Source organism: Algoriphagus confluentis (assembly GCF_036245625.1).
GTDB classification, from domain to species: domain Bacteria; phylum Bacteroidota; class Bacteroidia; order Cytophagales; family Cyclobacteriaceae; genus Algoriphagus; species Algoriphagus confluentis.
On sequence record NZ_BTPD01000001.1, the window covers coordinates 49,031 to 62,578 of the forward strand.

Consider the following 13,548-nt stretch of genomic DNA (forward strand, 5'->3'; position numbering starts at 1 on the left):
CATGAGAAAAAACAATCAATACTATACCCGAAAGATTCACCGTTTCTTAGGTGTTTTCATCGGGATTCAATTCCTCTTTTGGACCCTATCGGGACTTTACTTCTCCTGGACGGATATAGATGAGATTCATGGGGATCATTTTCACAATGTACACATGATGCACATGACTGCGTCTAATCTAGTCGAACCGAGTGCATTGGACTCAACTTTGGAGATTTCTACTTTGGAACTTCGCTTTGTCCGGCATCAGCCCTACTATTGGGTCAATGGAGAAAAGCTCTACAATGCCCAAACCGGAGAATTGCATGGAGAAATCACCGAGGAGCAGGCCAAAGAAATCGCCCAGATATACATCAAAGGGGACTATGGAATCAAAAGGGCAGAATACCTTACCAAAACCGGTTCCCATCATGAATATCGGGGTCGTCCCCTGCCCGCTTGGGCTATACATTACGACCATCCCGAAAATCTCACTGCTTATATTGATGCCAAAAGCGGAAATTTTGAGCGGGTAAGACATAGCAGCTGGAGAGTTTTTGACTTCCTCTGGATGTTTCATACGATGGACTATGCCGGCCGGGATAATTTCAATAATTTCCTCTTGAGATCTTTCTCCCTGTTTGGAATGCTTACCATTGTGTCTGGATTCACTTTATTCTTCATGACTACCAAAATGAAAAGGAAATCATAGCATTTGCATTTTTATTTTATCTTTTTAACTTAACTTACTGTATTTCAAAATCCTATGGAAAAGACACTCTCATTTTTCCTTTTCTTTTTCCTCCTTCAACTAGCCATGGCACAAGAAAGCAACCGAGTCAACTATTCCCGGTTGGGGATTTCCTTTACCATTCCCAATACCTGGCAAGGACAAGAATATGGAGAAGCAGTACTCCTCCAAAGTCAAAGTATCCCCGGGATTATTTTGATTTCCACCCATAATCAAAAAATGGCCGAGTTGAGGGCACAGGGCAGTCAGGGAATCAATGATGGTCAGGGGACTTCTTTACAGTTAGTCGGAAATCTGGAAAACATCGGACAGCATACCATCGCCGGCAATTATCAAGGGACGCTTGAGGGTAATCCCGCCAAAACCTACATTATCGCACTGGAAAACCCCACCGGAGGCCTGGGAGTAACCATTTTGGTTGCAGCACAGCCTCAGCAGTTCTCGGAATCCCTGAAAAATGCCGGGAAAGAATTAGCCGATTCTTTTCAATTTGCCCAAGTAGATTACTCGGAGGAATTGACCGAATGGAAAACCTGGCTGTCAGGAATGAGATTGACTTATCTGGAATCCTACAATTCTCCGAGTTATTCGGATGGAGGGATATCCGGCGGGTATTCACTCAGAAGGGTAATCGACCTTTGCCCTCAAGGATATTTCAACTACTCAGGTTCAAGCAGCTTTTCGATGGATGGGCTAGGCCATTCGGGAAGCAGTCAAAAGGGGGATGGAACCTGGGAAATATTGATCGGAAACGATGGGACTCCCCTGCTCAGACTCACATACTACAATGGAGATTACGGAGATTATCGGCTGGAATACAAGGATGAAAAGCTCTTTCTTAACGGAGATCGGTACTTCAGAACCAACGATTCCCAGAATAAACCCAACTGCAATTAATCACCATTTCCAGCCTCGATTGGCCTTTTTATCCGCTTGGGCTTTTTTTGCTTTTAGCCGATCTTCAATTGCTCCTTTGCTGGGCTTGGTGGCTTTTCTGATTTTCTTTTTGTGAAAAGCAGTCTTCAGCAAATCATAAAACTTGCGGATTACCAATTCCTTGTTTTGGATCTGGGATCGTTTTTCTTGGGAGGAAAGGTTCAGAAAGCCTTCCTGATCAATCTTAGTCGATGCTTTTTGAAACAAAGTCAATTTTTCTTCCTCACTCAGAACCAGGGAATTATTTACATCAAACTTGAGCTGAACCTTCGTTTCGACCTTGTTTACATTTTGCCCACCCGGTCCACTGCTTCTCGCAGTCTGAAACTGCAATTCTGGTAAGAATGAGCCGTTTTTGATTCGTTGGTCGAGGGAGTTCATGAGGTTCAAAAGTTGTAAGGTAGAAAGGTGGCAAAGTTAACCAACAACTTTACAACTATTCCACTTTGCAACCTTCCAACTGTTTTAAACTACCTTTACGAACTTTTCCCACCTTGGGAATCGTTTCTTTCCCGTAACCTAATGGACCTTGAATCCATTAATTATTACCTATGAAAACAAAACCTAGAGTAGTCGTCGGACTTTCCGGCGGTGTAGACAGCAGTGTAGCTGCCAAAATCCTGATCGATCAAGGCTATGAGGTCATCGGCATGTTTATGAAAAACTGGCACGATGAATCCGTCACCATCTCCAACGAATGCCCATGGATGGAGGACTCCACAGATGCCATGTTGGTAGCCGAGAAACTCGGAATCCCTTTCCAAGCCATTGATCTCAGCGAAGAATATCGAGAGCGGATTGTGGATTACATGTTTTCGGAATATGAGGCCGGGCGTACTCCCAATCCTGATATTCTCTGCAACCGGGAAATCAAGTTTGATATCTTCTTAAAAGCAGCCCAAAAGCTCAAAGCAGACTTTGTAGCTACAGGCCATTATTGCCAAAAACGGGAAATTGAAGTCAATGGAAAACCCGTTTATCAATTAATAGCAGGAGCAGATCCCAACAAAGACCAAAGCTATTTTCTCTGCCAATTATCCCAGGAGCAATTGGCCAAAGCACTATTTCCCATCGGTCATTTGCACAAGCCACAAGTAAGGGAAATCGCCAAGGAGGCTGATTTGATCACTGCCGAAAAGAAGGATTCTCAAGGCCTTTGCTTTATAGGAAAAGTACGACTTCCTGAATTTCTTCAGCAGCAACTCAAGCCCAAAAAGGGCAAAATCATTCAAATCCCTGAAAATCTTCCGGTATATGATCAGGCAAAAGTTCCAGCAGGGATGGAACCACCCGATTGGGATCAGGAAACACTGGATTCAATTTGCCTGCCGATCCACTACCAGCCAGAGCAAGGAAAAGTATTGGGAGAGCACAATGGCGCACATTATTTCACAGTGGGTCAGCGAAAAGGACTTCAAGTGGGCGGAACGGGTAAGCCTTTATTCGTCATCGAAACCAATACGCAACAAAATGTCATATATACCGGATTGGGCGAAGACCATCCCGGACTGAATCGCTTTGGACTTTTTGTCCAAACCGACCAAATCCATTGGATCAGGGAAGATTTGGCCCTAAATCCGGGTGAATCTGCAGGATACGAAGCTCGAATCCGCTACCGTCAGGCCCTCAGCAAGGCGACTTTGGTGAGGAAGGAAAATGGATTGTATGTGATCTTTGAAAACGCACAAAAGGGAATTGCCTCCGGGCAATTTGTGGCTTGGTATCAGGGAGAAGAGTGTATCGGTTCAGGGACCATCTTTTGAATATTTTCCCACAGGTTCGCACAGAAATAATCACTGGTTTTCACGGATATTGAAATCTGTAAGATCTGTGTTTTGTATCTGCGAATATCTGTGGGAAATAGTTTTTGCTTCTTCTTTTCTCTCTTTGCACCATCGTGGCTAGAACCTAATGCTTAATATTCTCTTTGAAGACGAAAATCTGGTAATCATTGACAAACCTGCAGGATTGCTGGTTCACCGCACCCGTCAGGCATTTGGTGAGGAAGAGAACGCATTGATTCAGCTTCGGGATCAGATCGGTTCTTGGGTTGCCCCGGTCCATCGATTGGATCGAGCGACAAGTGGAGTATTACTTTTTGCAAAAAATGAAGAAATCCTACCTCAGCTCAAAGCCAAATTCATGGAAAGAGAGGTTCAGAAGACCTATTTGACTATTGTCAGGGGAATTCCCAAAGAAAACGAGGGATTGATCGACCATCCATTGGAAAGTGAACGGTCCAAAAAACTTCAGGAGGCCCAAACCAAATACAAGATCATAGCGGAGGCTGAAATCCCATTCAACTCCACCGGTCGATATCCTACCAGCCGATACAGCCTTTTGGAAGTAGAATTGTTGACTGGTCGAACGCATCAAATCAGGCGACACTTGGCCCATATCCGCCATTACATTATCGGAGACAAAAAACACGGAGACAATAAACAAAACATCTTTTTCGAAAGGCAATTTGGATTGCAAAACCTCTTGCTTCATGCAGAAAAGTTAAGCTTTAGCCACCCGATTTCAGCAAGGAAAATCGATATAGCCTGCTCACCTCCTGTACATTTCCGAACAATCATGAAGATTTTGGACTGGAATCCAAATGAAATTTTATTTGCCTCCAAATAAAGCCTGGATTTTAATTAGATTCGTCCGACGTTTAACTATCAGAATATGCTAAAACCCTTAATTACCCTAGGTTTTGTCTTCACTTTGGGCACCATTTCATTGGCCCAAAAGGCAGACATTGAAAAAAAATTTAAGGCCAAAGAGGCAATCGAAGATTTTTCTTATCTCGCCTCGGATGAATTGATGGGCAGAGATCCCGCAAGACCGGAAATGGCCTTGGCTTACACCTATATCGCCAATCAGTTGGAAAGCTACAAGGTCAAGCCTTTGCCGGGAGCTGAAGGATTCTATCAGAATATCCCTTTCCGAATGTCATCCCCTCCTCAGTCCGGATCAATCCAGATTGGGGACAAAACCTTCACCCAAGGTCAAAACATGCTGGTATTGGATGGAAAATCATTCTCTGGATCTTATGAATTGGTAGAGGTTGGTTTTGGTCTTGAGGAGGATTTTGAGGGAAAAGATCTCACTGGGAAAATTGCCATTGCCAATGTAGGAGCTCCCAACCGCATGAATCCAGCCGATTTATTCGCTTTAGGAAGTGAAAAAACCAAGAGAGCCCAAGAGGCTGGAGCGATAGCACTGATCGAGCGATTTAATATTCCTTCTATACCCTGGCAGCTGCTTTCCAACTTTCTTAACCGGCCCCAAATGACTTTGGATCAGGGTGCCGCAAGTGAACTGCCCTATATTTGGGTGGAAGATGCCAAAAATACGCTGACCGGTGATGCGCTTCAAACCACCACTGCACAAGTAGAAGGGAAAGTAAATAAGTCTGTGGAAGGTAAAAATGTATTGGCTTGGATCGAAGGAACAGACCCGGTTTTGAAAAATGAATACGTACTTCTTTCGGCTCATTATGACCATGTGGGCGTAGGTACTCCGGATGCAGAAGGCGATTCGATCTACAACGGCGCTCGGGACAATGCTGTGGGAACGGTAGCGGTAATGAATGCAGCCAAGTATTTTGCAAAAAATCCACCTAAAAGATCACTTATTATCGCACTTTGGACTGCCGAGGAGAAAGGCCTTTTAGGAAGTGCTTATTTTGCCAATAATCCCCTGATTCCTTTGAATCAAATCGTGTATAACCTCAATATTGACAATGGAGGATATAACGACACCTCTGTGATCACCGTAATCGGGTTGGGTAGAACCACGGCTGATTTTCTTATCGAAGAGGCTGTGGCTGAGTTTGGAGTAAAAGCCATTGCCGATGCTGCTCCCGAGCAGGGATTATATGACCGTTCGGACAACGTGAACTTTGCCAGAAAGGGAATTCCAGCACCTACTTTTTCCTTGGGATTTACCTCTTTCGATGATCAAATCAACAAGTATTACCATAAGCCTGGAGATGAGGTAGCTAGTTTTGATTTGGACTATGCGCAGATCTACTGGAAAGCCTATATCCTCTCTGCTCAAAGAATCGCCAATTGGGATCAGCAGCCACAATGGGTAGAAGGTGATAAGTATGAAGAGGCTGGTAAAAAGCTGTATGGAAATTAAGGGTTAGTATCTAGATTTTTGTATCAAGTATCAAGACCTAATTCTCCTTATTCATAATAAAAGCTCGATTTTAAAGTCGAGCTTTTTTATGCTAAGTCAATTATTTTTCTCCCAAAATTCAAGTACTTGATACTTGATACTTGATACTTTTAAAAAAGCATCCCAGCTATCGTAGCGGTCATCAGACAAGCCAAAGAAGCAGCCATCAGTGATTTTAAGCCAAGGCGACTCAGATTCCCCTGCTGATTGGGTGCGATGATGGAAATCCCACCCAATTGGATGGCAATGGAGCTGAAGTTGGAAAAGCCGCAAAGGGCATAGGTGGCAATTACGATCGATTTTGGGCTGAGGCTTTCTGCAGCTTTCATTTCCGAAAGGCTCAGATAAGCTACAAATTCATTAATCACGGTTTTTTGTCCCAGCAAACTGCCCACTTGCAAGGTATCTGTCCATTCTACCCCGATGGCAAAAGCGAATCCTCTGAAAATCTGACCAAAGATATATTCCAGAGAAAAGCCCGTAAACTGACCTCCGGTAGTGCTTGCTACCCATGCATTCAGCCCGGTATATTCACCGATCAATCCGCTTAGACCATAATTGATGGCGGCAATGACCGCAATAAAGGCCAAAAGCATCCCCCCTACATTCAAAGCCAACTTCAAGCCTTCCGCTGCTCCGATCGACATGGCGTCGATCAGATTAACTCCCATTGCTTCAGCATTGACTTCCAGTTTGTCTTGCTTGATTTCCTTTTCTGTCTCCGGAATGAAGATTTTGGACAAAACAATCGCTGCCGGCGCATTCATAATGGATGCTCCAAGCAGATACGCGGCAAACTTACTTTGCTCTTCCAGGCTATCTCCTCCCAAAAAAGCAACATACCCTGCCAAAACACCCCCGGCAATGGTAGCCATCCCCCCGGTCATCAGACACATCAGCTCGGATTTACTCATCTGAGGGATAAAGGGACGCACCAAAAGAGGGGCTTCTGTCTGACCAAGAAAGATATTTCCTGCTGCTGAAAGTGACTCAGGACCAGAAAGCCGCATCGTTCTTGCCATCACCCAAGCGATGCCGTAGACGATTTTTTGCAAAATGCCCAAATAGTAAAGCCCCGAAGAAACGGTAGAGAAGAAGATAATGGTAGGGAGAACTTTGAAGGCAAAAATGAACCCAAAACTATCACCAGCCAGATCACCGAAGATAAATCTTGCACCTGCTTCACTGAAGCTCAAAAACTTAACAAATCCCTCAGATAACAGTTGGAATCCGTCCTTGACAAACTCCACTTTGGTGATCAAAAAACCAAAAACCAATTGAAGGGAAATTCCAATGATGACTAGCCTCCAGTCTATTTTTCTGCGATTGTTTGAAAAAATAAAGGCAAGGAAAATAATTATAGCTAAGCCAAAGGCCCCTCTTAAATAATCCATCAGGTATTTTTTGAATCGAAGGGCTAAAAATAGGCGAAAGCCAAACCAAAAAAAAGTCCTGATTTCTCAGGACTTTCCGTTTTTAGTTTCTTTTGTTGATTTCATCCCTTATTCGGGCTGCTTTTTCATAATCCTCATTGTTGATTGCCTTTTCCAGCATCTGATTCAACTTGTCCAAGCTAAAATCTTTGAGGGAACTTTCTTTTTGAGTGGTCACTTTTTGGGCCGGAGCTTTAGCCTCTTCCTTTTCAGCAATCTTTCGATCTTCTTCAGTAAATTCAATAGCAGCTTCAGCCATTACTTTTTCAGCACAGAAAATCGGAGCATTGAATCGAACCGCAATCGCAATGGCATCTGAAGGACGGCTGTCAATCTCCACCACCGTCAATTCACTTTTGCAGATGATTTTAGCGTAGAAAACCCCTTCTTTCATATCTGAGACCAAGATTCTATCGATGTGAAAATGAAAGCTTTCTGCAAAGGATTTGAATAGGTCATGGGTCATGGGACGATTGGGAATGATCTTTTCAATCTCAATGGCAATGGCCTGAGCTTCAAACATTCCTATCACGATAGGCAATCTTCTATTGCCATCGACTTCCCCCATAACCAAGGTAAATGACCCCGATTGGGAATGATTGGACGAAAGTCCGAGAATCTCCAGTTCTATGTGTTTTTCCACAAAAATTAAAGTTCGGCTTTAAGTGCTTCGGTCAGTTTTGGTACCACTTCAAAAGCATCTCCCACAATTCCATAATCGGCTGCTTTAAAAAATGGCGCTTCAGGATCTTTATTGATTACCACGATGCACTTCGAAGAGTTAACCCCCGCAAGATGTTGAATCGCTCCTGAAATTCCTACAGCAACATATAAACTTGGGGCAACTTTTACACCGGTTTGCCCTACGTGCTCGTGATGAGGTCTCCATCCAATGTCAGAAACGGGCTTGGAACAACCTGTGGCCGCACCCAATGTTTTGGCCAAATCTTCGATCATTCCCCAGTTTTCAGGTCCTTTCATCCCTCGACCTCCGGATACTACAATATCCGCCTCCGGCAAAAGAACTTCACCGGTAGCACGATCTGTAGAGGTGATTTTAGAGGCAAAATCAGATTCGGGAATATCCACTGCAAAAGTTTCTACAGTTGCATCCGCCCCGTCGGTTTTGAGGTCTATAGCATTCTTTTTGATAGCAAGGATTTTATTCTCAGTTGTCACCTCAGTCTGTGCAAAAGCCTTTCCTGTGTAAATGCTTCTTTTTACCGTGTATCCACCAGAGGTCTGAGGCAATTCCACAACGTTGGAAACCAATCCTGCACCAAGTTTGACTGCCAAGCGGGCTGCCACAGCATCCCCGAGAGAGGATTTGGCCAACACCAAAGTTTTTGCCCCCACAGATTGAAAAGCTTGTGCCACAGCAGAAGCATGGGCTTGAATCACTCCAGCGGTGAGTCGGTCGTCTCCTGCATGAAGTACTTTAGCCGCTCCTGCTTTTCCTACAGCAGTCAGTTCCTCAGATGCAATAGTTCCCAAAGCTACGGCTACCACATCCCCTTCTCCGGTTTGGGATGCCAAAGCATTCGCAAATGACACTGCCTCCAAACTGGTTTTCTTTACTTTCCCCTCTGCGTGCTCGATATATACTACAATTGACATAATATCTTGATTTAGAATAATTTGAATAAATTAAATTAAAGTACTTTTGCCTCGTTTTTCAGCAATTTCACCAATTCTCCAACCTGGTCTTTATCTACCAATTTGACAGAACCTTTTGCCGGCGGCAATTCGTACTTTTTGGCTTCAGCCTGCGTATCCTGAGATACCGGTTCCACTACATTCAAAGGCTTGGTTCGGGCAGACATGATTCCTCGCATGTTTGGAATTTTCCACTCTGCGATAGGTTCCTGACAGCCTGCAATAAGTGGAAGCGGAGCTTCCAAATACTCCTTTCCTCCTTCGATCTCACGGGCCATTTTTACGGTATTTCCTTCGACATCCAACTTCATCACCGGAGAAAAAGAAGGCATATTCAATAGCTCTCCCACCATTCCATGGACCATTCCACCATTGAAATCAATAGACTCTCTTCCCATCAAAATCAGGTCATAGCCACCTTCTTTGGCATAATGAGCGATTTGCTGCGCTACGAAATAAGAGTCTTTTGGGAAAGAATTTACCCGAATAGCATCATCTGCACCGATGGCTAGGGCTTTTCTTAATGTAGGATCGGATTCAGCTTCCCCGACATTGAGGACGGTGAGCTTGCCTCCTGTTTGATCCCGAAGTTCCACAGCTCTTGCCAGTGCGTAGTCATCGTAAGGGCCGATGATGAATTGCACTCCTGTGGTATCAAACTTGGTATTGTCGGCAGTAAACTGAATCTTGGAAGTCGTATCCGGTACGTGGGTGATACAAACAAGAATCTTCATTGGTTTAGAGTTAGATTATTTTAGATTTATTTTGCGTGAAAATAACAGGCAAAGGCTAATTAAAAAAACAATTCATGAGCAATTTGGCCCGGATTGAAGCGCTGAGAAATTTTATTCTTGAAGAACCAGAAAACCCTTTCAACTATTATGCTTTGGCCTTGGAGCTTCAGCAAATTGATCCCAAGGAGACTCAAGACCTATTGATGTTTCTTCTCACTAACTACGAAGATTACCTTCCCATGTATTTTCCTGGAGCGCATTTTTTTTGGGAAAATGGAGATTTAAACTCTGCGAAAGACTTTTTTGAAAAAGGAATAAGCCTTGCAAAATCCCAAAACAACCTGAAGGCTCAGCAAGAGCTGAACAATGCCTATCAAAACTTTCTTTTCGAAACTGAAGATTAGATTCAGGGCTTTAGGATAATCTTCCCGAGCTGCTTTCCGGCTTTCATGCGATCAAAAGCATCCAAGGCTTGACTCAGTGGAAAAACCTGATCCACTGTAGGGTGAAGCTGATGCGACTCTACCAAGTCAATCATGGATCTAAAATCCTCGTCCGAACCCATGGTAGATCCCATGATTTTCAGTTGGTTCCAGAAAATTCGTCTGGCTTCCAATTTACTCGGATTTCCAGCTGTGGCTCCATAAAACACGATTCTTGCCCCCGGTTTGCAAGCCTGAATCAGATCATTTATCCCCTCACCCGCAGCTCCATCAATGATCAGATCAAAGCCTCCGGTGAGCTCAAGAGCCTGTGAAACCCAATCCTTTTCCCGATAATTAAATCCTCCCCGATAACCCAATTCCTTAGCCTTTTGAAGCTTTTCGGATTGGCTGCTTGATACAAAAACCCGGGCTCCCAGCGCGTGGGCAAATTGAGCAGCAAACTGAGCTACTCCCCCACCGATTCCTGTGATCAGGACTTGCTCTCCTTCTTTTACTTGGCCTTGGTAAACCAATGCTCGATAAGCCGTAAGTCCTGCTAAAGGGAGTGCTGCAGCCTCTTCCCAAGAAAGATGGCTTGGTTTGGGAACCAATCGATCTACAGGCACTACGACATATTCCGCAAAAGTCCCGTTTCGCGGCATCCCTAAGATCTCAAACTTTCTGCCTTGGGCTTTTTGATCTTCTCCCCAGAAAAGTGCCGGATTGATGATTACAGCCTGATTGAGCCATTTTGAATCCCGGTCAGACCCGACTGCTTCCACTACCCCTGCACCATCGGAACCCAAAATGATTCCATTTTTGAGATTGGGATAAAGACCCTTTCGACTCCATTCGTCCCGATGATTGAGTGCGGCTCCATGGATCCGTACTAGAGCTTCTCCTTCGGTTACCGAAGGTTTGGGGAGATCAAGGACTTGGATTTTTTCCTGAGTATCCTGATTAAGAACTACAGCCTTCATGAGTTAAAAATCTATAGAGCCTCCATCTCCATGAAGTAAATCGTCATTTGCTTTGCTGGGTAGCTTTAAGGTATTGCCTGTATCGAAATTCTGAACTCCAGACGCACCTGAAGTGAATTTTTGGTAGGATACTTCTACAGGTTGATTGGGCTGAAATGAAGCCCCAAAATCCAAATCGGTGAATTTGGTATAGCGTCCGATAAATCGAAGCTTAACGGTATCCAAGGAACCGTTTCTATGCTTGGCAATGATGACCTCACCAACACCAGCTGTTGAATTGTTGTCTTCATCTTGGGTGATTCCGTAATATTCCGGACGGTAGAGGAACATCACCATATCGGCATCTTGCTCTATGGCACCGGATTCCCGAAGGTCGGATAGCTGAGGACGCTTATCTCCTCCCCGAGTCTCTACCGCACGGGAAAGCTGGGAAAGTGCGATAACAGGAATACTCAATTCTTTGGCTATTTTTTTCAATGCCCTGGAGATACTTGCGATTTCCTGCTCTCTGTTTCCACCCGGTCCACCGCTTTTCGAATCCCCTGACATCAGCTGCAAATAATCAATCACAATCATCTGAATGTCATGTTGGGCTTTGAGCTTTCTGGCTTTGGCACGCAACTCAAGAATGGACAGAGCTGGGGTATCATCCACAAATAGGGGGGCTTTGGAAAGCTTTGCCGTCTTGTGAACTAATTGTGCCCATTCATGATCGGCTAGAGAGCCTTTTTTGATCTTCTCCGAATCCAGTTCGGCTTCTGAGGAAATCAAACGGTTGACCAACTGAACGGCGGACATTTCCAGAGAAAAGATAGCTACCGGACGAGTATGGTCCACGGCTGCATTTCGAAGCACCGAAAGAACGAAGGCCGTTTTACCCATGGCAGGTCGGGCTGCAATGATGACCAAATCGGACTTTTGCCAGCCTGAGGTAACCCGGTCCAAGGCCGTAAATCCCGAGGGAACTCCCGTGAGGCCGTCTTTTTGATTTTTCCGCTCCTCCAATTCCGCTATCGCGTCACGCATGATGGAGCGCATATCGGAGTAATTCTTCCGGATATTTTTTTCGGAAATCTCAAAAAGTGACTGCTCCATCTTGTCCAGCAGTTCGAAAACATCAGTGGTATCCTCGAAGGCATCCTTTTGCACTTCCGAGGAAATCCGGATCAAATCCCTTTTGATGGCCTGCTCGGTGATGATCCGTGCATGGTATTCAATATTGGAAGCTGAAGCCACCCGTGAGGTAAGTTCTGCGATGTAAAAGGCTCCTCCTGCTACCTCTAGAGCCCCGTTTTTACGGAGTTGGGAAGTGACAGTCAGCATGTCTATGGGTTGACTTTCGGTAAACAAATCCAGAATTGCCTGAAAAATGACCTTGTGGGATTCCTTGTAGAAACTCTCCACTTTCAAGATGTCAATGACATTGGTCAGAGCATCTTTTTCAAGCATGAGAGCTCCCAAAACAGCTTCTTCTAAGTCTACTGCCTGAGGGGGCACTTTACCCAAAAAATTGGTTGGGTTTTCGTAAGCAGGCTTCTTACGGGAAATTCTAGGTTGGTTGGTATTCTCGGTCATAAAACAAATGTATCAGCAAATGTGCAGGAGTTTTGAACAACTTTTCCAAAACTTATCAACAGGTGAAAGCAAAAATCAAGCCTTGGTGGTGATGGAATTTTTATAATACACTCCGTTTCTATATCCTCTAAACATCGAACAAAGTACGGCCCAGGCAAAGTGCCAAAGCATCTCGGAAACGGGGATTTCCAGAATTTTGAAGCCTAATATAGGTTCGTCATTCAGCATCCCATAAGTATCCCAAAAGTGAGGAAACAGGACCCCAAAGGTGATGTAATAGATCACAATCACAATCGCCAAGGTCGCAAAACCTGATACCAAAGAAAGCCCGATCAAATCCGGTCGCTGAATCCAAATATAGATAGTCAATCCCATAAAAGTCAGAAAAGTAACATAGCCCGAATGGATCTTTAAAACCAGACTAAAAAAGGTCAAACTGGCGCAACCAATCACCCAAAGGATAAATAAATCCCGATTCTTAGCACCGGTCTGCCGCTCAAAATCTATCTCCCTTTGGGTAAATGCAGAATGGATATAGCCTCCCACTCCAAACATAGCAAACCCGATAATAAAATCCTCGATCCCCGGCCAGCCCGTCTTCCAAATCATCGGAGGTCGCCAATAGTCATGAAAATACCAAACCTCCGCCAGGATACCCATAATGCCCCCCACTATTCCCACCTTGATCATCCCTTTTTTCCAGGGACTTTTGACGAAAATAACCAACCATGCCAAAAGGTAGAGCAAAGAGAGGGTTAGATAGGCAAATTTATCGTCGAGCATGTCAGGAAAGAATAGGGGCGAAAATAGACAAAACCCAAGCTCACAAAAAATCCATTCCTTGAAAAATTAGGTTTTAATCGGGTCGGGAGTTTTTTAAGTTTGGATTCCAAATCTGAACTCATT

14 protein-coding genes are annotated in these 13,548 nt (G+C 44.4%); 6 read left to right on the forward strand and 8 right to left on the reverse strand.

Annotated features, from left to right (window positions below; translation table 11 throughout):
- The first annotated feature begins 1 nt into the window (after nucleotide 1).
- Nucleotides 2-691 carry a PepSY domain-containing protein gene (locus tag AAA943_RS00225; protein ID WP_338222215.1) on the forward strand — a complete coding sequence of 230 codons (690 nt, stop codon included), beginning with the start codon at nucleotides 2-4 and terminating at the stop codon, nucleotides 689-691.
- 54 nt (nucleotides 692-745) lie between these two features.
- Nucleotides 746-1,627, forward strand: coding sequence for a hypothetical protein (locus AAA943_RS00230; protein ID WP_338222216.1), 882 nt, complete (start codon nucleotides 746-748; stop codon nucleotides 1,625-1,627).
- On the opposite strand, the gene arfB is transcribed toward AAA943_RS00230, so the two are convergent.
- Nucleotides 1,628-2,047, reverse strand: coding sequence for an alternative ribosome rescue aminoacyl-tRNA hydrolase ArfB (gene arfB / locus AAA943_RS00235; RefSeq protein ID WP_338222217.1), 420 nt, complete (start codon nucleotides 2,045-2,047; stop codon nucleotides 1,628-1,630).
- 170 nt (nucleotides 2,048-2,217) lie between these two features.
- Here arfB and mnmA point away from each other — a divergent pair, with 170 nt between their 5' ends.
- The 3 genes from mnmA to AAA943_RS00250 all read left to right on the forward strand — a co-directional run bounded on the left by mnmA (nucleotide 2,218) and on the right by AAA943_RS00250 (nucleotide 5,800).
- Nucleotides 2,218-3,429 (forward strand): tRNA 2-thiouridine(34) synthase MnmA, encoded by a 1,212-nt coding sequence (gene mnmA / locus AAA943_RS00240; protein ID WP_338222219.1) that lies wholly within the window; start codon nucleotides 2,218-2,220, stop codon nucleotides 3,427-3,429.
- A 148-nt stretch (nucleotides 3,430-3,577) separates the two neighbouring features.
- Nucleotides 3,578-4,294, forward strand: a complete 717-nt coding sequence (locus AAA943_RS00245; RefSeq protein ID WP_338222221.1) for a pseudouridine synthase — start codon at nucleotides 3,578-3,580, stop codon at nucleotides 4,292-4,294.
- Between the two features lie 45 nt (nucleotides 4,295-4,339).
- Nucleotides 4,340-5,800 (forward strand): M28 family peptidase, encoded by a 1,461-nt coding sequence (locus AAA943_RS00250; RefSeq protein WP_338222223.1) that lies wholly within the window; start codon nucleotides 4,340-4,342, stop codon nucleotides 5,798-5,800.
- A 149-nt stretch (nucleotides 5,801-5,949) separates the two neighbouring features.
- On the opposite strand, the gene AAA943_RS00255 is transcribed toward AAA943_RS00250, so the two are convergent.
- The 4 genes from AAA943_RS00255 to AAA943_RS00270 form a co-directional block, all read right to left on the reverse strand.
- A complete protein-coding gene (locus tag AAA943_RS00255; protein WP_338222225.1) occupies nucleotides 5,950-7,233 on the reverse strand; it encodes a NupC/NupG family nucleoside CNT transporter in 1,284 nt (427 codons plus the stop codon).
- 82 nt (nucleotides 7,234-7,315) lie between these two features.
- Nucleotides 7,316-7,915: a bifunctional nuclease family protein gene (locus AAA943_RS00260; RefSeq protein WP_338222226.1), complete on the reverse strand. Its 600-nt coding sequence runs from the start codon at nucleotides 7,913-7,915 to the stop codon at nucleotides 7,316-7,318.
- 5 nt (nucleotides 7,916-7,920) lie between these two features.
- Nucleotides 7,921-8,889 carry an electron transfer flavoprotein subunit alpha/FixB family protein gene (locus AAA943_RS00265; protein WP_338222227.1) on the reverse strand — a complete coding sequence of 323 codons (969 nt, stop codon included), beginning with the start codon at nucleotides 8,887-8,889 and terminating at the stop codon, nucleotides 7,921-7,923.
- A gap of 35 nt (nucleotides 8,890-8,924) precedes the next feature.
- A complete protein-coding gene (locus tag AAA943_RS00270) occupies nucleotides 8,925-9,662 on the reverse strand; it encodes an electron transfer flavoprotein subunit beta/FixA family protein (protein WP_338218569.1) in 738 nt (245 codons plus the stop codon).
- 74 nt (nucleotides 9,663-9,736) lie between these two features.
- On the opposite strand from AAA943_RS00270, the gene AAA943_RS00275 reads away from it, so the two are divergent.
- On the forward strand, nucleotides 9,737-10,066 hold the full coding sequence (locus AAA943_RS00275; RefSeq protein ID WP_338222228.1) for a tetratricopeptide repeat protein: 330 nt from the start codon (nucleotides 9,737-9,739) through the stop codon (nucleotides 10,064-10,066).
- Between the two features lie 2 nt (nucleotides 10,067-10,068).
- Here AAA943_RS00275 and AAA943_RS00280 read toward each other — a convergent pair whose 3' ends face one another.
- The 3 genes from AAA943_RS00280 to AAA943_RS00290 form a co-directional block, all read right to left on the reverse strand.
- Complete coding sequence (locus AAA943_RS00280; protein ID WP_338222229.1) at nucleotides 10,069-11,067, reverse strand: zinc-binding dehydrogenase; 999 nt, start codon at nucleotides 11,065-11,067, stop codon at nucleotides 10,069-10,071.
- A 3-nt stretch (nucleotides 11,068-11,070) separates the two neighbouring features.
- A complete protein-coding gene (gene dnaB / locus AAA943_RS00285; RefSeq protein ID WP_338222230.1) occupies nucleotides 11,071-12,642 on the reverse strand; it encodes a replicative DNA helicase in 1,572 nt (523 codons plus the stop codon).
- A 75-nt stretch (nucleotides 12,643-12,717) separates the two neighbouring features.
- Nucleotides 12,718-13,425, reverse strand: coding sequence for a lycopene cyclase domain-containing protein (locus tag AAA943_RS00290; protein WP_338222231.1), 708 nt, complete (start codon nucleotides 13,423-13,425; stop codon nucleotides 12,718-12,720).
- Between the last annotated feature and the right edge of the window lie 123 nt (nucleotides 13,426-13,548).